Raw genomic sequence first — 22,565 nt, forward strand, 5'->3', positions numbered from 1 at the left:
TCAAAAGCACGGGTATATGAATATAACTCGGACGCCTAAAATCAACCTCGCCATCAAGGCACTGTGATTAACAACGTAACAGCCCCCACGAAGGCAACGTTAATCCGAACTTCCCAATCAAGTTACACACGTGGCCTCACAAGGGCCCCGTGACCCCTTTCGACCGCCAAAAGGTAAATAGTCAAATGAAAGCGTTATTAGTTATGGCCCTTAGCAGCTTGTGCGCCACCGCCGCCCTGGCCGACGAAGCCCCGACTGACGTAGCCAGCCAGAGCACCCCGATTGTTGAGGATTACACTTACAGCACCCATCTGGACGTCGCCAAAGTAGTGTCCATGAGTGAAGTCCCGGATGTATGCAAAGTTGTACCGGTAAAAATGGAATATGAAGACTCACAAGGTCAGCGTCATATTCTTCAATATCAGGTCATGGGTAACGGTTGCTCTAACGGATAATAACTTCGTTAGTTTGAACTGAACCTGATCTTATTCGCCGCAAGAAATCGTTCTTGCGGCAAAGAGCGCTCCCCCCCTCTAATCGAATGCTACGATTGTGGCGCCGCCACCCCACCTGCAAGGCAGGATGCATTCATGCGAGCCAGTTTCGAAAAAATCCCAACCGACGCGAACACCTCCTGGACCCTGCTGAACAGGCGTCTACCGGAGGCGATTCCGTTTGAATGGCATCACCATCCCGAATACGAACTGACCCTCACCCTCAACAGTCGCGGGCACCGCTATATCAGCAATGATGTGGCGCTCTACGATGATGGCGACCTGGTGCTGGTGGGCCCGAACGTGCCCCATAGCTGGTCTTCCGTCGAGTTGATCGACCCCGCCAAACCGCACATTGCCTTGGTTATCTGGTTTTCAGAGGCTTGGGCGGATTCGCTGGTGCAGCTGTTTCCGGAGATGGGGTCGACGCGAGCGCTATTGGCTGCTGCGCGACAAGCGTTGAGTTTCAGCAACGCTACGTCCCGGGCGCTGCGCCCGGTGATCGAGGCCATGGTCGAGCAAGACGCTCCCCAGCGACTGATCTCATTGCTCACCGTGCTCAACACATTGTCCCGGGACATCACCGCGCAGCGCATCGCGACGGAAAACGCCGCCCCTCACATCGTTGAAGACGCACGCATCCGCCGCGTTCTGGACTACCTGCACGGCCACTATGCGCAACCTGTCGGCATTCCCGAGCTGGCGCAAATGGCCTGCGTCAGCGTTTCAGCCTTCCATCGCATGTTCCGCAAACACACACGCTGCACGGCGCTGGACTACATCGTCCGGTTACGCATCGGACATGCCTGCGCTTTATTGATGCAGGGCAACCTGGCGGTCAGCGCGATTTCCGAACAGGTCGGCTATGCCTCCCAGGCGCTGTTCAATCGGCAGTTCAAGGCGCACAAGGGCATGACGCCGTCACAGTTTCGGCTGCAACACGGGCATCACTTTCAATAAGCTGATTCTTCTATACGCCTTACAACAAACGCCACAATCGTACTGCTCAACGCGCTAAATCAGGCTGCCGCCCAGGCAAGCCGGGGTGATTCCATACCTGTATGCACAACAACAATACAGGTCACCCCATGAGCAATTACCACACCTTCGAATGTGCCGAGCTGCCGGACGACTGCAAGCGCAGCATCGTCGCCATGAAAAAGGCCCTGCGCGCGCAGATCGGCGACGTGCCTGCGCTCTTCGCCGAGGTCAGCGAGTTCATCAGGGCTGAAATCGCCTCGATCAAGGCCCAACAGTCCGCCTGGCCCGAGCTCGACTTTGAAACCATCGCCACCGGCCAGGTCACCGAAGCACAACGGGCACTCATCAAGCGCCGGGGCTGCCTGGTGATCCGCAACCACTTCCCCAGGGAACAAGTGCTGGGGTGGGACAAGAGCCTGCTGGACTACCTCGACCACAACCATTTCGACGAGGTGTATCGCGGCCCGGCTGACAACTTCTTCGGCAACCTCGAAGCCTCACGCCCGGAGATTTTCCCCATCTATTGGTCCGACGCCCAGATGCAAGTGCGCCAACACGAACGCATGGGCGCTGCACAGTCGTTCCTGAATCGCCTGTGGACCATCAATTCCCAAGGCCGGCAATGGTTCGACCCAGACATCAATGCGTTGTACCCCGACCGCGTCCGCCGCCGCCCACCCGGCACCACCTCCAAAGGGCTTGGCCCGCACACCGACTCGGGCGCCCTGGAACGCTGGCTGCACCCCGCCTACCTAAAGGTGTTCGACAAGATCTACCGCAACGATTTCAAGTCCTACGACCCCTGGGACGCTGCAAATCGCACAGAAGTCGATGAATACGCCTACAAGGACACGGTGAAATGCTCGGCCTTCCGTACCTTCCAGGGCTGGACCGCACTGTGCGACATGCAGGCCGACCAGGGCGTGCTGCATACCTTGCCGATCCCCAAGGCGATGGCCTACATGCTGCTGCGCCCGCTGCTGGACGACGTCCCCGAAGATGAGTTGTGCGGCGTTGCGCCGGGCAAGGTGCTGCCAGTTTCAGAGAAATGGCATCCGCTGCTGGTCCAGGGCATGACCCCGATTCCGAACGTGCAGGCCGGCGATTCGGTGTGGTGGCACTGCGACGTAATCCACAGCGTCGCCCCCGTCGAAAACCAGCAAGGCTGGGGCAACGTGATGTACGTGCCCGCCGCGCCCATGTGCCCGAAAAACCTGCGGTACGCCAAGGATGTGCTCAGGGCGTTCGAGCAAGGGGTTTCGCCGGATGACTTTGCCCGGGAGGACTACGAGAAAGAGTGGAAAGACCGCTTCATGACGCCGCAACTGAACACCCTCGGCCGCAAAGGGCTGGGGCTGGAATAAGCACCGCTCCCCAAAACAACAAAAAGGGTTATCCCACATGAAAATCCCCCATCGCCTTGCCGTTGCCATCTCCCTCGCCAGCCTTTGCACGTTCGCCGCTCACGCAGCCGACAGCAAAGGCACTGTTGAAGTCGTCCACTACTGGACCTCGGGCGGGGAAGCCAAGTCTGTGCAGGTGCTGCAACAACTGATCGAGAAAGACGGCTTCACCTGGCAAAACAGTGCCGTGGCCGGCGGCGGTGGCGCTGCTGCCATGACCGTCCTCAAGAGCCGCGCCGTCTCCGGCAACCCGCCCTCTGCCGCGCAGATCAAAGCTCCGGACATTCAGGAGTGGGGCAAGCTGGGCCTGCTGACCAGCGTCGACGACGTCGCCAAGGCCAATCACTGGGACAGCCTGCTGCCCGAAAGCATTGCGCAACTGATGAAATTCGACGGCCACTACGTCGCCGTACCGCTCAACATCCACCGCATCAACTGGTTATGGATCAACCCCGAGGTGCTCAAGAAAGCCGGCGTGTCCAAAGCCCCGGCCACCCTGGAAGAACTCTACGCCGCCGGCGACAAACTCAAGGCCGCCGGCTATATCGCCATCGCCCACGGCGGCCAACCCTGGCAGGACACCACCGTATTTGAAGGCCTGGTGCTCAGCATCCTGGGCGCCGATGGCTTCCAGAAAGCCTTTATCGACAACGACGAAGCCACCTTCACCGGCCCCAAAATGACCGAAGTCTTTGTCGCGCTGCGCAAGTTGAAGACCTACATGGACCCCAATGGCGCAGGTCAGGACTGGAACATGGAAACCGCCAAAGTCATCAATGGCCAGGCCGGCATGCAAATCATGGGGGACTGGGCCAAGAGTGAGTGGACCGCGGCGGGTAAAAAAGCCGGGGCCGATTATGAATGCGTGCCCTTCCCCGGCTCACAAGGCATTTATAGCTACACCATCGACTCACTGGCCATGTTCAAACCGTCCAGTAAAAATGATACGCCGGGCAACAACGCGGCTCGCGACGACCTGGCCAAGATCGCCCTGGAGCCGCAATTCCAGAGCGTGTTCAACCAGAACAAAGGCTCCATCCCGGTGATCAAGGGCCTGGACATGAGCCAGTTCGACAGCTGTGCCCAGGCTTCCGCCAAGGACTTCGCCGAAGCCGAGAACGCCGGCACGCTGGAGCCGAGCATGGCCTTCAACATGTCCACGTCCCAGGCGGTGCAAGGGGCGGTGTTTGATGTGGTCAGCAACTTCATGAGCAATAAAGACGCGGACCCCGCCAAGGCTGGCAAGCAGATGTTTGCCAGCATCAAAGCCGCAGCCCAGTAACCCCCCCGCGACCCGTTCTTGCGCCAAACGGCGCAAGAACTTCCAGACCGAATCTGCCCCAGTTCGGCGCGCTGAAACAAACGCCTACCGCCCGTCAAAAAAATCCAAGCCAGGCAAAGCCTTGTAAACCCGGACCTTGGCTGCAAACACCACCATTTTGGCCGCTCACCGAGACCATCCGCCGCAACACAAAGTCGAATTTTTCCCTATAATGCGCGGGTAAATCGGGCCTGCAATATCCCTTTACATGGGGACGAAGAGCCAGACCTGAGGCCCCCGCTGGAGCCAGTAAGCATTGCTCCGCCCCTCAAGCCTCAAGCAGAACACCCGTAACCCTGATTCCGTTTAATGCGTGCGCTAGCTGCAACAAACGATTCCTTAAGATCCACCGCGGCCTTTGGGCCGTGTGAACACCCAACCATCCGGTTTCACACGGGCACCTTAGAGCCCTCACGCAGGAGACGACACGTCATGCTGAGCTGGGACGAGTTCGACAAAGAAGAAGACGGCGAAGTAGTTGCCAAAGGCGCCAACGCCGGCCACGCCACCGAAGCCAACATGGACCGCCTCGACGGCGCCGGCGCTGCTGCCGCCATCGAAGCCCGCGCCGTCACCGCCGCTGACTCCGCCGCCATCGTGCGCGCCAAGGCCGCCCTCGACAAACTCGACGTCGCCGAAGGCCTCGCCGAACTCGAAGGCTCCGCCGCCCGCGTGGCCGTTGACGAAAAGCGCATGATCAACTGCCGCGCCGACCTCAACCAACTCGTACCCTTCAAGTACGACTGGGCCTGGCAGAAATACCTCGACGGCTGCGCCAACCACTGGATGCCGCAAGAGGTCAACATGACCGCCGACATCGCCTTGTGGAAAAACCCCGAAGGCCTGACCGACGACGAACGTCGCATCGTGATGCGCAACCTCGGCTTCTTCTCCACTGCGGATTCGTTGGTCGCCAACAACCTGGTACTGGCCGTGTACCGCCTGATCACCAACCCGGAGTGCCGCCAGTACATCCTGCGCCAGGCCTTCGAAGAAGCGATCCACACCCACGCCTACCAGTACTGCATCGAATCGCTGGCCATGGATGAAGGCGAGATCTTCAACATGTACCACGAGATTCCATCGGTCGCCAAAAAGGCTGCCTGGGGCTTGAAGTACACCCGTTCGATCTCCGATCCGAAGTTCGAAACCGGCACCGTCGAGACTGACAAAGAGCTGCTGCGCAACCTGGTGGCGTACTACTGCGTACTGGAAGGTATCTTCTTCTACTGCGGCTTCACCCAGATCCTGTCCATGGGCCGTCGCAACAAAATGACCGGCGTGGCCGAGCAGTTCCAGTACATCCTGCGGGATGAGTCGATGCACCTGAACTTCGGCATCGATGTGATCAACCAGATCAAAATCGAAAACCCACACTTGTGGGATACCGAGATGAAGGAAGAAGCGACCCAGATGATCCTGCAAGGGACTCAGTTGGAGATCGAATACGCGCGTGACACCATGCCGCGCGGTGTACTCGGTATGAACGCCGCGATGATGGAGGACTACCTCAAGTTCATCGCGAACCGTCGTCTGTCGCAGATTGGGTTGAAGGAAGAGTATCCAGGGACGACTAACCCATTCCCGTGGATGAGCGAGATCATGGACTTGAAGAAAGAGAAGAACTTCTTCGAGACCCGTGTGATCGAGTACCAGACTGGCGGCGCGCTGAGCTGGGATTGATTCCTTAGCCAACTGAAAAGCCCTGACTTGTTCAGGGCTTTTTTGTATTTGCAGAGTGCCAAATCCTACAGTCTCGTAGGAAATTTCGTAGACGTGCTAGTGGCCACTCAGTATCGTCCGAGGACTTTCTACCCTCGGCGACTGTATGGATATTACAAAAGACAGCATCGACTGGAGCGACGAGGAATTAGCCGCGGCAGTCGAGACCTACTTGAAGATGTTGGCTTTGGAGAAGAACGGCCAACCCTTTAATAAAGCCCATGAAAACCGATTGCTACGTCAGGGACCAATCGTAGGTCGTACAGAAGGCTCCATCGAGTTTCGCATGCAGAATATCTCTGCGGTTCTGGTCCAAATGGGCCTGGATCGGATCAAGGGGTACAAACCTGCAAATAACGTGGGCTCGGGAGTAGAACAACAGATTCGCAAAGCCCTCACTGCCCTTCGTATATTTGAATCAGATGAAACAGCGCAAACTGCAGATGAACAAACCCTCGTCCGCCGAGCATCCAAGCTACTGCAGCAGCCCATCGAGAAGGTGCCGGACGGAATTGCGAAGCCACAGAAAGTGTCCATTGTCGGTACGGCTTTTGTTCGCGATCCCAAAGTACGCGCTTGGGTATTGAATGAGGCCAATGGCATTTGCGAAGGCTGCGGTTCAAACGCTCCCTTCGAAGTGGATGGCTTGCCATTTCTTGAAGTACATCACGTCAAGCACCTCGCCCAGAAGGGTTCGGATCGCATCACCAATGCTGTAGCCTTGTGCCCGAATTGCCATCAGCGTTGTCACCGATCAAGTGACCGCGGTGACTTCACCAAAGGGCTTTACTCGAAAATCGAAAGATTGAAAGAAGAGTAAACTTCTGTGGTCACAACTGATGTATTACCAAAATTACGAGATAGGACCGAGACCCGCCCGTGAACCCAGACATGCTCGAATCCGGCCCCTTGGATGCCAAAGTACTCTCCGTCTTTGACTTCGACGGCACCCTGACCCACCACGACAGCTTCGTGCCGTTCCTGAAGTTCGCCTTTGGTAAAGGCGAATTCGTGCGCAGGATGGTGAAGCTGGCGGTGCCTGGCGCGCAGTTTCTGTTGCGCGTCATTAGCCGTGATGAGCTCAAGGCGCAGTTGATCCGAACCTTTATGACCGGCGTGGACAAGGCGTGGGTTCAGCAGAAAGCGGAAGCGTATTGCCAGGCGTATTGGAACAAGCTGATGCGCCCAACCGGGCTGCAATCGGTGGCCGATGAGGTGAAGTCCGGGGCGGTGGTGACGCTGTGTTCGGCATCGCCGGCGTTGGTGTTGCAGCCGTTTGCGGATCGGCTTGGGATCCGGTTGATCGGCACTGAGCTTGAGGTGGTTGACGGAGTATTGACGGGCAAGCTCACCGGGAATAATTGCCGGTGTGAGAATAAGGTGCTTCGGCTTGAGGCGGTTTATGGGGATCTGGGGGACTATCGGCTCAGGGCCTGGGGTGATACGCGCGGGGATCGGGAATTGTTGGCGGCGGCGCAGGATGCGCATTTTCGGCATTTTCATGCGAAGAAGAAACGAATCAAGCAACGCTGAATCGCCTGGACGACCTATCTGTGTGCGCTGGATTGACTGCCTTAGGCGGCGATCCAGTTTTCCACGATCAAGCCATTCACTCGCTTGAACTCACCTTCGTTGTTAGTCACCAAGACCAATCCTGAGCTTCTGGCGTGGCCCGCGATGTGCAGGTCATTTACGCCGATTGGAGTGCCCTTCTTTTCGAGATCGGAGCGGATCGAGCCGTAGTGAAAAGCGGCCTTGTCATCGTAGTGAATGACGTCAAGCCGGGAGATGAAGTCCTCCACCGCCCGAGTATTTCTCTCAACAAACTGGCTTTTTTCGGCCCCGTGCATCAATTCCGCAAGGGTGATCGAAGAGATCACCATACGACCTACATTCGCATTGAATTTTTCCAGTATTTCCATAGGCCGACGCTTGATGATGTAGATCACGATGTTCGTATCAAGCATGTACTTAATCATCAAAGGACTCTCGCTCTTGCTGGGTTTGGTCGGCGCGCTCCTCCATAAAATCATCAGATACCGATTCGCTTGCAAGGAAAAAGCTGTCCCAAGTGTTTTCAACCGGCGAAATAATCAGTTCGCGCCCCACGGCACGCACCTCTACAGTTTTCACCCCAGCGGGAAAACGCATGTCAGCGGGGATGCGGATATTTTGTGTACGGTTATTGGTGAAGATCGTTCCAGTAGACATAAGGAACACCTCTCTAGGCATGGGAAGACAGGTAAGAATGATAGTTTGCAGGTGCTCTATTGCATAGCTCTATAGCAGCTACCCGACGAGCGTAGCCGAACAGGTAGCTGTTGGTAGCGGCGCAGGAAGCGCATTTTCATGCGAAGAAGAAGTTGGGCAAGTTGCGGCGGTGATGCGGGTGGATATGGTCTGCGGGTAGACCGAGTTGATCCCATCGCAGCCTCGCTGGGGCTCGACAGCTCCCACAGGGGATCTCTGTAGGTTCTAAGGGTGGTGTGAATTCGTTAGATTGGCGCTTTGAGATCCACGCCGAGTGCCGTTGCGAAGGCTTTGACCAGCGGGCTTCGTGGGGCGTTGTGGCGCAGGATGAGGTTGAACGGCGTGCTCAGGTGGATCTGCTCCGGGCATAACACGCGCAGGCGCCCTTCCCTCACCAGCGGCGCGGCGTAGTGTTCGGGGAGGAAGCCCAGGAAGCGGCCGGTGAGGATGAGGATGGCCACGGCTTCAACCTGTGAGGCCGAGGCGGACTGGCTGTCGTAGCTGACAAAGTTGGCCTTGTCGCTGTGGATCGCGTAACGATGGTTGACCACTTCATGCTGGCGCAATACATCTGCGTTGATGTCACTCGCTTCAAACAGCGGATGCCCGACGGCGCAGTACGCGTGGGACTTTTCTTCGTACAGCGGGAAATAATCGAATTCTTCCCGTCGCTGGTACACCGGGACGATGCCGACAATCAGCCGCCCTTCCACCACGCCCCGTTCAACTTCGTCCAGTTGCGAGGCATGCAGGCGTAATCTTATTTTTGGCGACTCTGTATGTAATCTTCCCAGCGCATTAATCAGCGGTGAATTAACGTCGGAGACGGTGTTATCAATAACGCCCACACTAAGGTCGCCGATCAGTTCGTTCTGTGCTGAACTAAGCTTGTCTCTGAAACTGTCTACCGAGGCAAATAATTCAATGGACGCTTGATAGACTAATTTGCCTTCTTCGGTCAGGCCAAACCCTTCCCGCCCTCGCGTACACAGGCGCATGCCGATGCGAATTTCCAGGTCGGAAATCTGCTTGCTGATCGCCGCCAGGCCCACATTCAGCTCGTTCTGCGCCGCGCTGAAGCCGCCCGCTTCGACCACAGCCTTGAACACCCGCAGCAATTTGAAGTCCAGGCCGCTGAGTTGCAGGGGCGGTCTTGTGCCGGGTTTTGGCGGTATGTTTCCAGAATTGGAAAGTGGGGTTTCCATAATACGTGTTGACCTCAAGTGCCATATTCAACAGGCTTTGACCTACTCCATGAACATCGCCGGGCGGCAATAATGAACATACTTAACCGCCCTTGGCAACCTTGAATATAGCGGATTGAACAGCTTTTACCGGCTGATTTAACGCCCCTAAAAACCTGACACTACGATCAGGACTTTTCGTTTTGCTACTGCCCTCCGAATCCATAAGGCCAAGCCACGTCCATCGGGCTTGTCACTTCTAAAAACAAGCGTGAGGAACACCATGTCTCAGCCCACCGATCGCCTCTGGGGTGCTCGTTTCAAGTCCGGACCGTCTGCTGCTTTGGCGGCGCTGTCCCGTTGCCCCGAGCGCTATTTTCGCCTGACGCCCTACGACCTGGCCGGCTCCCGGGCCCATGCCCGTGAGTTGCAGCGCGCCGGGTTGCTGGATGAGTCGGAAACCTTGCGCACCCTGGAAGCGCTGGACCGCATCGGTGAGGACTTTGCCGCTGGCCGCCTGCACCCGACGCTGGATGACGAGGATGTGCACACCTTCATCGAGCGGGTGTTGACCGAGCGTTTGGGCGCCCTGGGCGGCAAGTTGCGCGCCGGACGTTCGCGCAATGACCAGACGGCCAACGATTTGCGCCTGTTCCTGCGGGACCACGCGCGCACCATCACCACCGAGGTGCTGGGGTTGCAGCAGGCGCTGGTGGACCAGGCCGAGCAGCATATCGAGAGCATATGCCCGGGTTTCACCCACTTGCAGCAGGCTCAGCCGATTGTGTTCGCCCACCACTTGTTGGCTCATGCGCAATCGATGCTGCGGGATGTGCAGCGCCTGGTGGACTGGGATGCGCGTACGGCGTTGTCGCCGTTGGGTGCTGCGGCGATGGCCGGCTCGGCAATTGCTCGCCAGCCGGAGCATTCGGCCAAGGAGATGGGTTACGCCGGGCCGTGCGAAAACTCTATCGACGCTGTAGCCAGTCGCGACCACGTGGCGGAGTTTCTATTTGTGGCAGGCATGCTCGGGGTGAATATTTCGCGGCTGGCGGAGGAGTTTTGCCTGTGGTCGTCGCGGCAGTTTCGCTGGGTGCAGTTGGACGATGCCTACGCCACCGGTAGCTCGATCATGCCGCAGAAGAAGAACCCGGACATTGCCGAATTGGCGCGGGGTAAAGCGGGGCGGTTGATTGGCAACCTGACCGGGCTGATGTCCACGCTCAAGTCGTTGCCGCTGTCGTACAACCGCGATTTGAGTGAAGACAAGCACAGTGTGTTGGACAGCGTGGATACGTTGCTGCTGGTGCTGCCGGCGATGGCCGGGATGGTCGCGACGATGAAGGTGCAGGTGGAAGAGCTGCGGCGTCAAGCGCCGATGGGTTTCACATTGGCAACTGAGGTGGCGGATTGGCTGGCCACTCGTGGTGTGCCGTTCAAGGAGGCCCATGAGATTACCGGTGCCTTGGTGCAGGCCTGTGAGAAGCATGAAATTGAATTGTGGGAAGCCTCGCCGGCGTTGTTGGCAGAGGTGGATACGCGGCTGACGCCGCAAGTGCGTGAGTGCCTGACCCTGGAAGCGGCGATTGCGGCGCGCAGTGGTTGGGGGGGTACGGCGCCGGAGCGGGTGCGGGAGCAGATTGGGCGGTTGAAGGTGGCCCTGGCTGCGCAACAGAAGTGGGCAGAAAACTACACCGGCTTTCGAATTTAAAGATTGTTCCCACGCTCTGCGTGGGAATGCCTCTTGTGACGCTCCGCGTCACGCTTTGGGGACGCAGAGCATCCCTTGCTGCATTCCCACGCAGAGCGTGGGAACGATCAGTGTATTCAGTTGTTTTGGAGAGTCACCATGAAACAAACCCCGGCAGAGCGCTTGCAAGCCGAGCGCCAGCAGACCGAGAACCAGTTCGATATCACCCAGTACGAGCACGTGCCCCGTCGCTATTACGGGCGGATGTTTTTTGCCACGTTGATCGTGATCGCACTGGCTGCCTTGCTGCGTGCATTCGCCAACGGTCAGATCGAATGGTCCTACATCGGTCAGTTCCTCACGTCCGAGGCGATCATCTGGGGCCTGGTGAACACCATCATCATGTCGATCCTGGCGATGGCGCTGGGGGTGGTGATCGGGGTAATCACGGCGATCATGCGCATGTCGGCCAACCCGATCCTGCGTTACGTGGCCATCACCTACACCTGGCTGTTCCGGGGTACGCCGCTGATTCTGCAACTGCTGTTGTGGTTCAACCTGGCGCTGATTTTCCCGGTGATCGCGATTCCCGGGCTGTTCAGCATCGACACCGTGGACCTGATGACACCGTTCGTGGCCGCCCTCCTCGGCCTGAGCATCAACCAGGGTGCCTACACCGCTGAGGTGGTGCGCGCCGGCCTGTTGTCGGTGGACACCGGCCAGTACGAAGCCGCCAAGTCGATTGGCATGCCGAGCCTTCAGGCGCTGCGTAGGGTGATTCTGCCCCAGGCGATGCGGGTGATCATTCCGCCTGTAGGCAACGAGTTCATCAGCATGGTGAAAATGACCAGCCTGGCGAGTGTGATCCAGTACTCGGAGCTGCTGCACAACGCGCAAAACATCTACTACGCCAACGCCCGGGTCATGGAGCTGCTGATTGTTGCAGGCATCTGGTACCTGGCGGTGGTGACTGTTCTTTCATTCGGTCAGAGCCGCCTCGAGCGTCGTTTTGCCCGCGGCGCCGGCAAGCGTTCGTAAGCCCTGACTGAGGAGATTTGCCCCATGAGAAGCATCGTCAAGGCCGTGAACCTGAACAAGTATTACGACCAGTATCACGCGTTGCAGGATATCAACCTGGAAGTCGAACAAGGCGAAGTGCTGTGCATCATCGGCCCGTCCGGTTCCGGCAAAAGTACCCTGCTGCGCTGCGTCAATCAGCTGGAAAAAATCGACAAGGGCGGCCTGTGGGTCGACGGCGAACTGGTGGGTTACCGGGTCGTCGGCAACAAGCTGCACGAATTGAATGAATCACAGATCGCCCGTCAGCGGTTGGCCACCGGCATGGTGTTTCAGCGCTTCAATCTGTTCCCGCACATGACCGTGTTGCAGAACATCATCGAGGGCCCGTGCCAGGTGCTCAAGCGCTCGCCCAAGGAAGCCACCGAGGATGCGTTGGAGTTGTTGGCCCGCGTCGGCCTGGCGGACAAGCGCAATGCGTACCCGGTGGAGTTGTCCGGCGGCCAGCAACAACGTGTGGCAATTGCCCGTGCGCTGGCGATGCGCCCCAAGCTGATGTTGTTTGACGAACCCACGTCAGCCCTCGACCCGGAGCTGGTAGGAGAAGTGCTGTCGGTGATGCGCGATTTGGCCACCACCGGCATGACCATGATTGTGGTCACCCATGAGTTGGGCTTCGCCCGCGAAGTGTCCAACCGCATGGTGTTTATGGATGCCGGCCAGATTGTGGAAGCCGGCAGCCCGGAAGAAATTCTAATAAGCCCACAAAACCCGCGTACCCAAAGCTTTATTTCTGCCGTTCGCACTTAACTAAAAAACTAACGAGAACGCCCCCATGAAAAATCTGTTTCTTCCAAGTTTGCTCGTAGGCCTGATGGCCTCCACTTCGGTTTTGGCGGCATTGCCGGCAGCGATCAAGGACAAGGGTGAGATCAGCGCGGCCATCGTGCCGAACTACCCGCCGATGGATTTCAAGGACACCGCCACCAACAAGCTCACCGGCCTGGACTTTGACCTGGGCAACGCCCTGGCCGAGCGTTTGGGGGTGAAGATCAAGTGGCAGGAAACCGGCTTCGAACAAATGCTCAGCGGCCTGACCACCAAGCGCGTGGACATTGTGCTGTCGGGCATGACCGACACTGCCGAGCGTCAGAAGGCGGTGACCTTTATCGACTACTTCACCAGCGGCCCGCAGCTGTACACCCTGGCCAAGCGTGAAGACCTCAAGGAATTGACTGACCTGTGCGGTAAAAAAGTCGGCACCAGCCGACGTACCACCTGGCCGTCGGAAATTGCCGCGTGGAGCAAGGAAAACTGCGAAAAGGCCGGTAAGCCAGCCATCGTGGTGATTGGTACCGAGGGCTCGGCGGATGCGCGGGCTCAGTTGCAGCAGAACCGTCTGGATGCGGCGATGCAGGGCAGTGAAACCATTCCTTACCTGATGTCGCTGGACAAGGGTAAGTACAAGCCGGTGGGCCTGGCAATTTCCAAGCAGTTCACCGGGCTTGGGATCGAGAAGAGCAATACCGAGTTGGTCACGGCGATCAGTGAGGCGTTGCAGGGCATGATCGATGATGGGACGTACGGCAAGATTCTGCAGAAGTGGGATCTGGAGCAGGGTGCGGTGGAAAAAATCAGCATCAATGCCGGCCAGTAACACCCTATAACCCTGTGGGAGCCGGGCTTGCCCGCGATGAGGGCGTGTCAGTCGATATTTCCAGTGGCTGACACACCGCAATCGCGGGCAAGCCCGGCTCCCACAGGGATCAACTGTGTATGAAAGATCATCGTCAGCCCCAAGAATAAGGACATCCGCCCCACCGTGGCCACGTACTCCCTGGTAATCCGCCGCCTGATGATCTGCTCGGTGACCATCGTCGTCAGCCGCGCCATGACCAGCCCATTGCTCGCCCTGTTGCTGAGCACCCGCCTGGGCCTCAACCAGCAAGACATCGGCTTGCTGATGGGCATCGCCGTCTTCATCGCCACCCTGCTGGGCCTCTACGGTGGCTACATCATCGACCGCCTGGAAAAGCGCAAGCTGCTGATCCTGGCGATGCTTTCCAGCTCCATCGGTTTTTTGTTGCTGACCTTCGCCAGCAACCTGTACCTGACCACCCTGACCCTGGTGATCACCGAAGCCGCTTCGGCGCTGTTCCTGATCGGCTCCAAGGCGATCATCAGCGAGAACCTGCCGGTGGGCCAGCGGGCCAAGGTGTTTTCCCTGCGCTACACGCTGACCAATGTCGGCTACGCCACCGGCCCGATGCTCGGCGTGGTGATTGCCGGGCAGATGCCCCTGGCACCGTTCCTGATCGCCAGCGCGATTGCCTTTGGCAGCCTGTTCCTGATGATCGGCATCCCACCGACCCAGCGCGACGACAGCAACAAACCCTTAAGTTTTCTCAGCACCCTGAGGACCCTGCGCAGCGATCGCACCTTGATCCTGTTCACCAGCGGCAGCCTGTTGAGCACCATTGTCCACGGGCGCTACACCCTGTATCTGTCGCAGTTTCTGCTGGTGGCCTACAAGCCGGAGAACGCGCTGAAAATTCTCTCTGCGGTGCTGGCGTGCAACGCCATCACGGTGATCCTGATGCAGTACCAGATCGGCCGCTTCCTCAAGCGTGAACAACTGCGCTACTGGATCGTGCTCGGCACCTCACTGTTTATTGCCGGGTTGATCGGCTTCAGCATGGCGGACGGCCTGGTGTCGTGGTGTGTCGCGATGTTTGTGTTCACCCTCGGGGAGATGATCATCTACCCGTCCGAGTTCCTGTTTATCGACACCATCGCCCCGGACGCCCTGCGCGGCAGTTATTACGGCGCACAAAACCTGGCGGCATTTGGCGGCGCCTTGAGCCCGGTAATCTGCGGCTACCTGCTGATCAATGCATCCCCCGCCTCGATGTTCTATGTACTGAGCGGGTTGACGGCAGTGGGTGGCACCTTGTGTTTCCTGAGTGGCCGGCGTGTAGTGGTCCGTGCGTAATTTCTACTGATATTTGCTCGATATCCCGCTATTAATAGCGAAATCTCTCACGGACCCGAGCCCCATGAAATTCGACACGGCCTACAGCCTGAGTCTCGACGACAAGCTGTCGATCTATGACGTGCGCGACCTGAATTTCGACGAAACCGCCGCCTTCGATTCCGACAAGGACAGTTTCCTGTGCCCCAACGACGAATGCCGGGCGGCGTTTGCGGCGGGCAATGTGTTGGGCACGTTCAATGCAAAAAACGTCAATTACCTGCGCACGCCCCACTTCAAGAACATCCCCAGCACCCGGCATATTGAAGGTTGCCGGTACGCCAGTCGCCCTGCCGGAAAAGGCGAATCTGAGGATGGGCCGGAGGAAAACTTCCCGTCGGAATTTGTCCTGACGCGGCGCCAGTACGAACGCAAAACGCCGGTCATCGGTGCTGAGGGTGGCACCGCACAAGAGCCGCCGAAAACGCCGGCAACCCGCAACGCCTTGTCTCACAGCTCAAGCGACACCACCCCGGACAAGACCAGCGTCTTTGCCCACCCGGTGGAATGCTACGTGTCCAATATCGGCGACAAGGACAAGCTCAAAAGCATGCCCTTGAAGATCGGCGAGCACACCGCGACCTACTGGACGTTTTTCAAGAAGATCGAATACCTGCAGGACAACAAAGGCCTGATCTACTGGGGCAAGATCAAGGAGATCAAGGACTACACCAGCAGCTTTCGCATCGACTTCGAAAAGAAAGCCTGGCTCGACAAGAAGCCCTATTCCATCAACGTTTACCTGAGCAAAAAACTGATCGAGAACTACCGCAAGCGCAAGGCGTTCCTGGAGCAGATCAAGGCCGCGGTGGACAGTGATCGAGCGCTGTATTGCTTCTTCTACGGGGTAACGCCGGAGCTGAAACAGGTGCCAAGCAAGAAAAACCCCGAGCAGACGTTCGGGGTATTCAGTGCCAATATCGAGAACCTCGATCACCTGATTATTCGCGAGGCGCCGGGGTTGGAAACCTAAAACAGCATGCTCACCATCACCACGCCCAACAACCCGATATACACCCGCGCATGCAGTGCATCCGGGATACGACCAATCCACGGCGTGGCCAGGCGAATGCCCAGCAGCGAGCCCAGGGTGAGGATGGCGAACGCCAGCAAATCGACATAGCCGACAAACCACGTGCCCAATTGCACCTTGGCGAATCCCGCCATGAGCATGTAGGTAAATGTACCGGCCAGCGCCACCGGCACGCTCAGCGGATTAGCCATGGACGTGGACTGGGACATGCTCAAGCCACAACGGCGCAACAGCGGCACGGTCATCACGCTGCCACCCACACCCAGGAAGGTCGCGATCAGGCCAATGGCGATGCCGCCGCCCGTCACTTCCGCGCCGCTCAGGCGTCGTGGCTGGAGCCTGTCGTCCTGGCTGAGAAAGCCCCTGCGCAACAGGCAATCGACAATGGTGATGGCCAGGTAGGCGATAAAGGCGTACCGCATGAAATCGCCGCTGGCGAACATTGCAGCCCCTGCGCCCAGCACGGCGCCGACCCCGATGTACCCGCCCAACGGCCACAGGTAGTGGCGAATCAGATTACCTTTGCGCTGGTGTTTTCCGGTGGCAAGCAGCGCGTTGACGATCATCACGCAGGTCGAGGTGGCGACCGCGATATGCATCGCTGATTCACTCACGCCCGCGTCGCGGCTGAGCTTGAGCATGCCGTACAGCAACGGCACCACCACGAACCCGCCACCGAAGCCGAACAGCACAGCGGTCACGCCGGTCATGCAGCCGAACAGTGCCAGTAATAGATAGAACATCGAGAATCGCCTTCAGTATCAGGGAGAGCTGTCGACGATAGAGATTCAAGGCTTGGCCCGCTTGCGCATGTCGGCCAATAATGTGCGAGATATTGCCACTTCCGGGATCAGCTCCATGCGCAACGTTTCCATCGCTCAGCTCGACCTGACCCCGCGAACGGTCGTGGCAATCGGCACCGACTATCCCCACGGCTATCTGCTCAAGCGCCACAGCCATCGGCGCGGCCAGTTGCTGTATGGCGCCACCGGGGTGATGCAAGTCAGCACCCAGCAAGGCAACTGGGTTGTGCCGCCCCAGCGCGCGGTGTGGATTCCCGCCCAAGTGCCCCATGAAGTGCTGATGCTCGGCGTGTCGACGCGCAGCCTGTATATCGAACCGCACGCCGTCACCGACTTGGGCACCGACTGCCACGTCATCAACGTTTCCCCCCTGATGCGCCAGCTGCTGATGGAGGCGGTGGAGCTGCCGCTGGAATACGACGAGGCCGGGCGCGACGGTGCGCTGGTCAGCCTGCTGTTGCATGAACTGGCACGCGCCACGCACTTGCCCCTGCATATCCCGCTGCCGGAGGACCCTCGCCTGCTTGATCTGTGCCTGACGTTTCTGCAGCGGCCGGACGTGCACCAGTCACCGGTTCAATGGGCGCAACAATCGCACCTGAGCCTGCGCACCTTCAGCCGGCATTTCCGCCAACAAACCGGCCTGAGCTTCGTGCAGTGGCGCCAGCGGGCCTGTGTTGTGCAGGCCTTGGCGCGGTTGGCCAGCGGTGAAAGCGTCACCCGGATCGCCCTGGACCTGGGCTATGAAAACCCGGCGGCATTTTCCAGCATGTTCCGCCGGGTGCTGGGCCAGTCACCGAGCACCTACCTGGAAGGGGCGAAATAGAGCGGCGGCAGCGCTATCGGAAAATCCAGTTGATGAGCGGTCAAAACAACTGTACAAAAACACAGTATAGTTTGCCCTCCCCCCGTCGAACCTGGAGAAAGGCCATGTCCTCTCTGGCAATGAGCAGCACCGTAGAACAGCAGATCGTCCTTCATCAATTCACCCCACGGCACAGCGTCCAGGCCCGCCTGATGCTGGGCTGGAGCCGGGAAGACCTGGCCCGGGAAGCGGATGTGGAAGTGGACGCCCTTCAACGTTTTGAAAGCCATGGCGATGTGGACGATGAAGTCCGCCTGAGTGTGGCGTTTCGCCTGGAGGCTGAAGGGTTGGTGTTTTTCCCGGGCTTTGCGCCGGGTTGGGGGATGAATGTGCGGGGCCGCGCCAGCACTCCGGCACAACCGGCCGCCAAAGGGATCATCTCAAGGTTTCTGGATTCAACAGCGGCGTCCATTGACCCAACAACACCTCAGCCCAATGGTGCATAGCGCGCAAGGCCATCAACTCACGCCTGCAACTGCAGCGCCCGACGGATCATTTGTGGCGGTTGGCCAAACGCTCGCAGGAAGGCTCGACGCATGCGCTCCGGGTCACCGAAGCCCGTCTCCCGGGCGACGACGTCGATGGAGTGGCTGCCGGATTCGAGCATCAACCTCGCCGCTTCAATGCGCAGGTGTTCTACCGCCTTGGCCGGGGATTGCCCGGTTTCGGCGCGGAACAGTCGGCTGAACTGACGCGGGCTGAGGTGTGCCGCTTGCGCCAGTTGTTCTACCGAGAGGTCCTCGTGCAAGTGCCCTTTGGCCCACGCCAGGGCGGTTTGTACGCGGTCGGACTTTGGGTCCAGTTCCAGCAACGCCGAGAACTGTGACTGGCCACCGGCACGGCGATGGTAAACCACCAGTTTTTTCGCCACGTCGCGGGCCACTTCCACGCCCAAATCGTGCTCGACCAGGGCCAGGGCCAGGTCGATGCAGGCGGTCATCCCGGCAGAAGTCCAGAGCGGGCCATCGACGGTGAAGATCCGGTCTTCCTCCAGCTTCACGTTAGGGTAGCGCTGGCGAAACGTCATGGCGTGGTACCAGTGGGTGGTTGCCTTGCGCCCTTCCAACAGGCCGGCCGCCGCCAGATGGAACGACCCGGTGCAGGCCGATGTAACCCGGCGCGACGCCGTCAATGATGCTTGCAGGTACTCCACCATGCCAGGAGTGGGCTCAAGTAGTTCGTTGTCCCCCAGCACCAGGATCGTGTCGTAGACCTGCTGCCCGAACGCCAGGCTATCAATGGCAAAGCCCATGGAGCTTTTTATCGGCCCGCCATGCTCCGACAACAAGTCCACGCGGTAGAACGGTCGCCCCACCACGAAGTTGGCAAACTCGAACACGCTGCTGGTGGACAGGCTGAGCACCTGGAAACCGGGAAAAAGCAGGATACCGACGGACACCATGGCCAAACCTCATGTCTCTAAAGGAGGGATATATGACATTGCAGCCACCACATTACACCCATAATCTTGGTTCCAACAAGGCCGATCCCCTCCCCGGCCCATTTGGAGCAACTGCCATGTCGCAACACAAAGGTTATGCCCTGATTACCGGTGCCTCGTCAGGAATAGGCGCGGTGTATGCCGACCGCCTGGCCCGTGCCGGCTACGATCTGATTCTGGTGGCCCGCAACCAGCAACGTCTGGAGCAGTTGGCAACACGCTTGAAAGCCAATACCCAGCGTGACGTGCAGGTGATAGCGGCCGATCTCAATCTGCCAGCCGACTTGGCGCGAATCGCCCGGATCGCGCACGAAGACAGCCGTATCAGCCTGCTGGTGAATAACGCCGGTGTAGGCGCCACGGCTTCGCTGCTGGAGTCGGATGCCGACAAAATGGACGCGATGATTCTGCTGAACGTACTGGCGCTGACCCGCCTGGCCAAAGCCGCGGCAACCAACTTTGTCGCCCAGGGCCGTGGCACGATTATCAATATCGGCTCGATTGTCGCTCTCGCTCCCAAAGTGCTGAATGGCGTGTATGGCGGTACCAAAGCGTTCGTGCAGGCGTTCAGCGAATCGCTGCAGCATGAGCTGAGTGACAAGGGCGTGGTGGTCCAAGTGGTGCTGCCAGGCGCTACCGCCACGGAGTTCTGGGACATCGCCGGCCTGCCTGTGAACAACCTGCCGGAAGCCATGGTGATGACCACCGAAAACCTGGTGGACGCCGCCCTGGCAGGCCTCGCCCAAGGCGAAGCCGTGACGATTCCGTCACTGCCGGACAGCGCCGATTGGGACACCTACGAAAGCGCACGGCTGGCCCTGGGCCCGAACCTGTCGCACCGTGAACCCGCCGCTCGTTATGGGTTGAAGTAATCCGGACTAGCGCAGGCCGGGTGTAAACGCAGGCTTCCTGATTGCATGGGAGGCCTGCTCATACCCGTAGGCGACCGACAGCAACGTGGCTTCGCTCAAATTTGCCCCATAAAAGTGAACGGCCGTTGGCATCCCTTCGTCGTCCATTCCTGATGGCATGGAGATACCGGGATAACCGGCCACTGCCGAGTAGTAGTAACTGTACGAGTGAAAATTGGACACTATTGCATCAAGCTTATGCTCGGCCAGTGGCTTATCGATGGTGCTTTTGAAAATCGGGCCGATGGCAGCCCATAACTCATTGCGCGCCTGATCACTGATATCCATCCCGTTGATCATGGTGAGCATCTGTTGATCCGGCACACCCGGACCGCTGTTGCGCTCGTTGAATTCAATCAGCTCAGCCAGCGACTTCACCGGCAAGCCTGCCCGTCCGGCCAGGTAGGCTTCAAGCTGGTGTTTAACGTCCGATAACAACGCGTCGTTATATTGTTCATGGGTTTCGTACGGGACGCCCTCACCCAGTTGACCCACGGGTACCAATGTCGCGCCCTTGCCCCGCAGCAACGTAATGGCATCCTCGAAGTGCTGCCTGTCGGCTATTTTCGCCGGGTCTTTGGCATCTTCTGCTGATAACTCAGGCAACGGCGTATAGCCGATGCGCTTGCCCACCAAGGCGTCAGGCTTGATTCCCTGGGTGTAGCGGTTGGTATCCGTCATCGCATCCAGTGCTTGCGCCGCATCACGCACGTTACGGGTGAAGGTGCCCACCGTGTCCTGGCGGGAACTGGTCATCACCCCTTCGGTACTCACTAATCCTTCGGTCGGTTTGAAACCAATAACACCGTTGTAAGCCGCCGGCGTAATGATTGAACCATTGGTTTCGACCCCCAATGCCAAGGGCACAATGCCTTGTGCAACGGCTACCGCAGAGCCCGTACTCGACCCCGCCGCCTGGCCATCCAGCCGATGCGGGTTGAGGGTCAAGCCGCCCCTGGAGCTCCAGCCATCAACCGGCGCCTCAGAGCGAAAATTGGACAATTCGCTCATGTTGGTTTTTCCAATAATCACAACGCCAGCCTTCAGCAGGTTGTCCACCACCTTGGCGTTCCTTGAAGCGGGCCTGCCCACCAGCGCCATGGAGCCACCGCTGGTCTGCATCTTGTCGCCGGTTTCGAACACATCCTTGAGCGCTATCGGAACGCCATGCAAAGGCCCGCGCACTTTGCCTTCGGCCCGTTCCAGATCCAGCGCACGGGCTTTCACACGAGCGTCAGGATTGATTTCAATGAACGCATTGCCGCCCTGCAAGCCCTTGTCCATGTTGGCGATCAGCTTCAGCGAATCCCTCACCACCGAATCGGAACTGGCCCCATTGGGCCGGGTCATGGCCGCTGCCAAATCGTCGGCACTCCTGTAGGCCTGTGGCGGGTTCACCACTGCATCGAAAAGCCCCGCTGCCCATCCCGCGCCCAAACCTGGTCCAATCATAAATACTCCCCGCCTGCCTGAATGTTGGGAATACCGTTCGATATCCCTGCCTCAGTCTAAGAAGCGAAATACTCGATGACTCGGGGGCAACTCTTACCGCGGCGTACGATCACTCTCCCCATGGTGTAGGCCCTTAAAGCCGCCCTAGAACCTGCTGACAACCTCGCACCAACGCCGCCAGACGATCTCTGGACCAGTGCGCACCATAGAACCAGACGACCCTCGACACCCCGTCGACGTCGGTGCCCGTGGGCACGCTGAAGCGTGGGTTATCGGCAGTCGCTGCTTTGTGGAAAGCAACACCTTGCGCATCCGCCACCACCCCATCCAGGCGGTTTTCCGTGACCCGGTCGTTAATCTCATTGCCGGGGTCCAGGGTGAAGTGACGTGTGTCATCGGTCACCCGCGCCGTCACAGGCACCAATTGCGCACCGGCTGCACGCAGTACGTCCAGTACCCGGGCAAAGTGCGGGCTGTGTTTGGCGGGTTTGCGCACATCACCGGTAACGTACTCGCTGGCAAAACCAATACGGCTGCCAGCCAAAGGCGGTGTGTTGATCAGATGACCCGGATCAGCGACGGGTGGAATCTCCACCATCACCCGCCCCTCAGGGTCGACACCGCTGAGGGCAATCAGTGATAACGCGGGATCGCGCACGCTGTGCATCATGGGGCCAGGGAGGTCGAGCCTGGGGCCGTAACCGCCCGTGGAGCCGAACTCCAGGCCGCCCTGGTGAGTGGCCGAATTGACGATCGTACCGGCCGCATGACTGCCAAACACGACGCCCTGGCTGGCAGCGGGGGCGCAAGGCTGGGGAGTACAACTGTCCCCCGATCCTGAAGGCTTGAACAGGCAGCGCACGCCCGGCCCCGTGACCTTCCTACTCTTATCGTCCATACACTCCCACGCCCCGGAATAAAGTTTCGAGGCGTGATTGCATCCCTTCAGCGAGGTGGATGTCTGTCG

At 58.8% G+C, this 22,565-nt stretch carries 23 protein-coding genes; 16 read left to right on the top strand and 7 right to left on the bottom strand.

From position 1 onward, the window contains the following. The first annotated feature begins 185 nt into the window (after nt 1-185). The 7 genes from QF039_RS20980 (at nt 186) to QF039_RS21010 (ending at nt 7,454) form a co-directional block, all read left to right on the top strand. Entirely contained in the window at nt 186-455 is a 270-nt protein-coding gene (locus QF039_RS20980; protein ID WP_008435250.1) for a DUF2790 domain-containing protein, read from the top strand. A 135-nt stretch (nt 456-590) separates the two neighbouring features. Beyond that, on the top strand, nt 591-1,454 hold the full coding sequence (locus QF039_RS20985) for an AraC family transcriptional regulator (protein ID WP_307520463.1): 864 nt from the start codon (nt 591-593) through the stop codon (nt 1,452-1,454). Between the two features lie 128 nt (nt 1,455-1,582). Continuing rightward, nucleotides 1,583-2,839: a DUF1479 domain-containing protein gene (locus QF039_RS20990; protein WP_307520465.1), complete on the top strand. Its 1,257-nt coding sequence runs from the start codon at nt 1,583-1,585 to the stop codon at nt 2,837-2,839. Nucleotides 2,840-2,876: 37 nt separating this feature from the next. Further along, complete coding sequence (locus QF039_RS20995) at nt 2,877-4,160, top strand: ABC transporter substrate-binding protein (protein WP_307520467.1); 1,284 nt, start codon at nt 2,877-2,879, stop codon at nt 4,158-4,160. A 471-nt stretch (nt 4,161-4,631) separates the two neighbouring features. Continuing rightward, nucleotides 4,632-5,882 (top strand): ribonucleotide-diphosphate reductase subunit beta, encoded by a 1,251-nt coding sequence (locus tag QF039_RS21000; protein ID WP_177025719.1) that lies wholly within the window; start codon nt 4,632-4,634, stop codon nt 5,880-5,882. A gap of 145 nt (nt 5,883-6,027) precedes the next feature. Beyond that, a complete protein-coding gene (locus QF039_RS21005; protein WP_307520470.1) occupies nt 6,028-6,741 on the top strand; it encodes an HNH endonuclease in 714 nt (237 codons plus the stop codon). A gap of 71 nt (nt 6,742-6,812) precedes the next feature. Further along, complete coding sequence (locus tag QF039_RS21010; protein WP_307520472.1) at nt 6,813-7,454, top strand: HAD-IB family hydrolase; 642 nt, start codon at nt 6,813-6,815, stop codon at nt 7,452-7,454. A gap of 41 nt (nt 7,455-7,495) precedes the next feature. Here QF039_RS21010 and QF039_RS21015 read toward each other — a convergent pair whose 3' ends face one another. The 3 genes from QF039_RS21015 to QF039_RS21025 form a co-directional block, all read right to left on the bottom strand. Next, entirely contained in the window at nt 7,496-7,900 is a 405-nt protein-coding gene (locus QF039_RS21015) for a type II toxin-antitoxin system VapC family toxin (RefSeq protein WP_008432929.1), read from the bottom strand. Next, nucleotides 7,893-8,132 carry a type II toxin-antitoxin system VapB family antitoxin gene (vapB, locus tag QF039_RS21020; protein WP_008432930.1) on the bottom strand — a complete coding sequence of 80 codons (240 nt, stop codon included), beginning with the start codon at nt 8,130-8,132 and terminating at the stop codon, nt 7,893-7,895. Before vapB ends, QF039_RS21015 begins: the two co-directional genes overlap by 8 nt. A 284-nt stretch (nt 8,133-8,416) precedes the next feature. Next, nucleotides 8,417-9,376 (bottom strand): LysR family transcriptional regulator, encoded by a 960-nt coding sequence (locus QF039_RS21025; RefSeq protein WP_102369727.1) that lies wholly within the window; start codon nt 9,374-9,376, stop codon nt 8,417-8,419. 262 nt (nt 9,377-9,638) lie between these two features. On the opposite strand from QF039_RS21025, the gene argH reads away from it, so the two are divergent. From argH to QF039_RS21055, 6 genes are all read left to right on the top strand, one after another. After that, complete coding sequence (gene argH, locus QF039_RS21030) at nt 9,639-11,066, top strand: argininosuccinate lyase (RefSeq protein WP_307520478.1); 1,428 nt, start codon at nt 9,639-9,641, stop codon at nt 11,064-11,066. A 138-nt stretch (nt 11,067-11,204) separates the two neighbouring features. After that, nucleotides 11,205-12,083, top strand: a complete 879-nt coding sequence (locus tag QF039_RS21035) for an amino acid ABC transporter permease (protein WP_003211504.1) — start codon at nt 11,205-11,207, stop codon at nt 12,081-12,083. A gap of 24 nt (nt 12,084-12,107) precedes the next feature. Beyond that, on the top strand, nt 12,108-12,872 hold the full coding sequence (locus QF039_RS21040) for an amino acid ABC transporter ATP-binding protein (protein WP_003211502.1): 765 nt from the start codon (nt 12,108-12,110) through the stop codon (nt 12,870-12,872). A 25-nt stretch (nt 12,873-12,897) separates the two neighbouring features. Continuing rightward, nucleotides 12,898-13,719: an ABC transporter substrate-binding protein gene (locus QF039_RS21045; RefSeq protein ID WP_102605193.1), complete on the top strand. Its 822-nt coding sequence runs from the start codon at nt 12,898-12,900 to the stop codon at nt 13,717-13,719. Between the two features lie 165 nt (nt 13,720-13,884). Beyond that, the gene (locus tag QF039_RS21050) at nt 13,885-15,054 is read left to right on the top strand and encodes an MFS transporter (protein WP_003211499.1); all 1,170 of its coding nucleotides are present in this window, start codon (nt 13,885-13,887) and stop codon (nt 15,052-15,054) included. A 64-nt stretch (nt 15,055-15,118) separates the two neighbouring features. Then, the gene (locus QF039_RS21055) at nt 15,119-16,066 is read left to right on the top strand and encodes a hypothetical protein (protein ID WP_307520484.1); all 948 of its coding nucleotides are present in this window, start codon (nt 15,119-15,121) and stop codon (nt 16,064-16,066) included. Here the strand turns inward: QF039_RS21055 and QF039_RS21060 are convergent. Further along, nucleotides 16,063-16,869, bottom strand: coding sequence for a sulfite exporter TauE/SafE family protein (locus QF039_RS21060; RefSeq protein ID WP_307520485.1), 807 nt, complete (start codon nt 16,867-16,869; stop codon nt 16,063-16,065). The genes QF039_RS21055 and QF039_RS21060 overlap by 4 nt on opposite strands. A gap of 115 nt (nt 16,870-16,984) precedes the next feature. Here QF039_RS21060 and QF039_RS21065 point away from each other — a divergent pair, with 115 nt between their 5' ends. Beyond that, the gene (locus QF039_RS21065; protein WP_307520486.1) at nt 16,985-17,755 is read left to right on the top strand and encodes a helix-turn-helix transcriptional regulator; all 771 of its coding nucleotides are present in this window, start codon (nt 16,985-16,987) and stop codon (nt 17,753-17,755) included. Between the two features lie 104 nt (nt 17,756-17,859). Next, nucleotides 17,860-18,240, top strand: coding sequence for a helix-turn-helix transcriptional regulator (locus QF039_RS21070; protein ID WP_177008444.1), 381 nt, complete (start codon nt 17,860-17,862; stop codon nt 18,238-18,240). Nucleotides 18,241-18,257: 17 nt separating this feature from the next. On the opposite strand, the gene QF039_RS21075 is transcribed toward QF039_RS21070, so the two are convergent. After that, a complete protein-coding gene (locus QF039_RS21075) occupies nt 18,258-19,196 on the bottom strand; it encodes a GlxA family transcriptional regulator (protein ID WP_008432938.1) in 939 nt (312 codons plus the stop codon). 116 nt (nt 19,197-19,312) lie between these two features. On the opposite strand from QF039_RS21075, the gene QF039_RS21080 reads away from it, so the two are divergent. Further along, entirely contained in the window at nt 19,313-20,107 is a 795-nt protein-coding gene (locus tag QF039_RS21080) for an SDR family oxidoreductase (protein WP_008432939.1), read from the top strand. A gap of 6 nt (nt 20,108-20,113) precedes the next feature. Here QF039_RS21080 and QF039_RS21085 read toward each other — a convergent pair whose 3' ends face one another. Further along, nucleotides 20,114-21,496, bottom strand: coding sequence for an amidase family protein (locus QF039_RS21085; protein WP_307523006.1), 1,383 nt, complete (start codon nt 21,494-21,496; stop codon nt 20,114-20,116). A 235-nt stretch (nt 21,497-21,731) separates the two neighbouring features. Continuing rightward, complete coding sequence (locus QF039_RS21090; RefSeq protein WP_307520491.1) at nt 21,732-22,496, bottom strand: hypothetical protein; 765 nt, start codon at nt 22,494-22,496, stop codon at nt 21,732-21,734. Between the last annotated feature and the right edge of the window lie 69 nt (nt 22,497-22,565).

It is taken from the genome of Pseudomonas sp. W2I6 (genome assembly GCF_030815935.1).
Taxonomy (GTDB): domain Bacteria; phylum Pseudomonadota; class Gammaproteobacteria; order Pseudomonadales; family Pseudomonadaceae; genus Aquipseudomonas.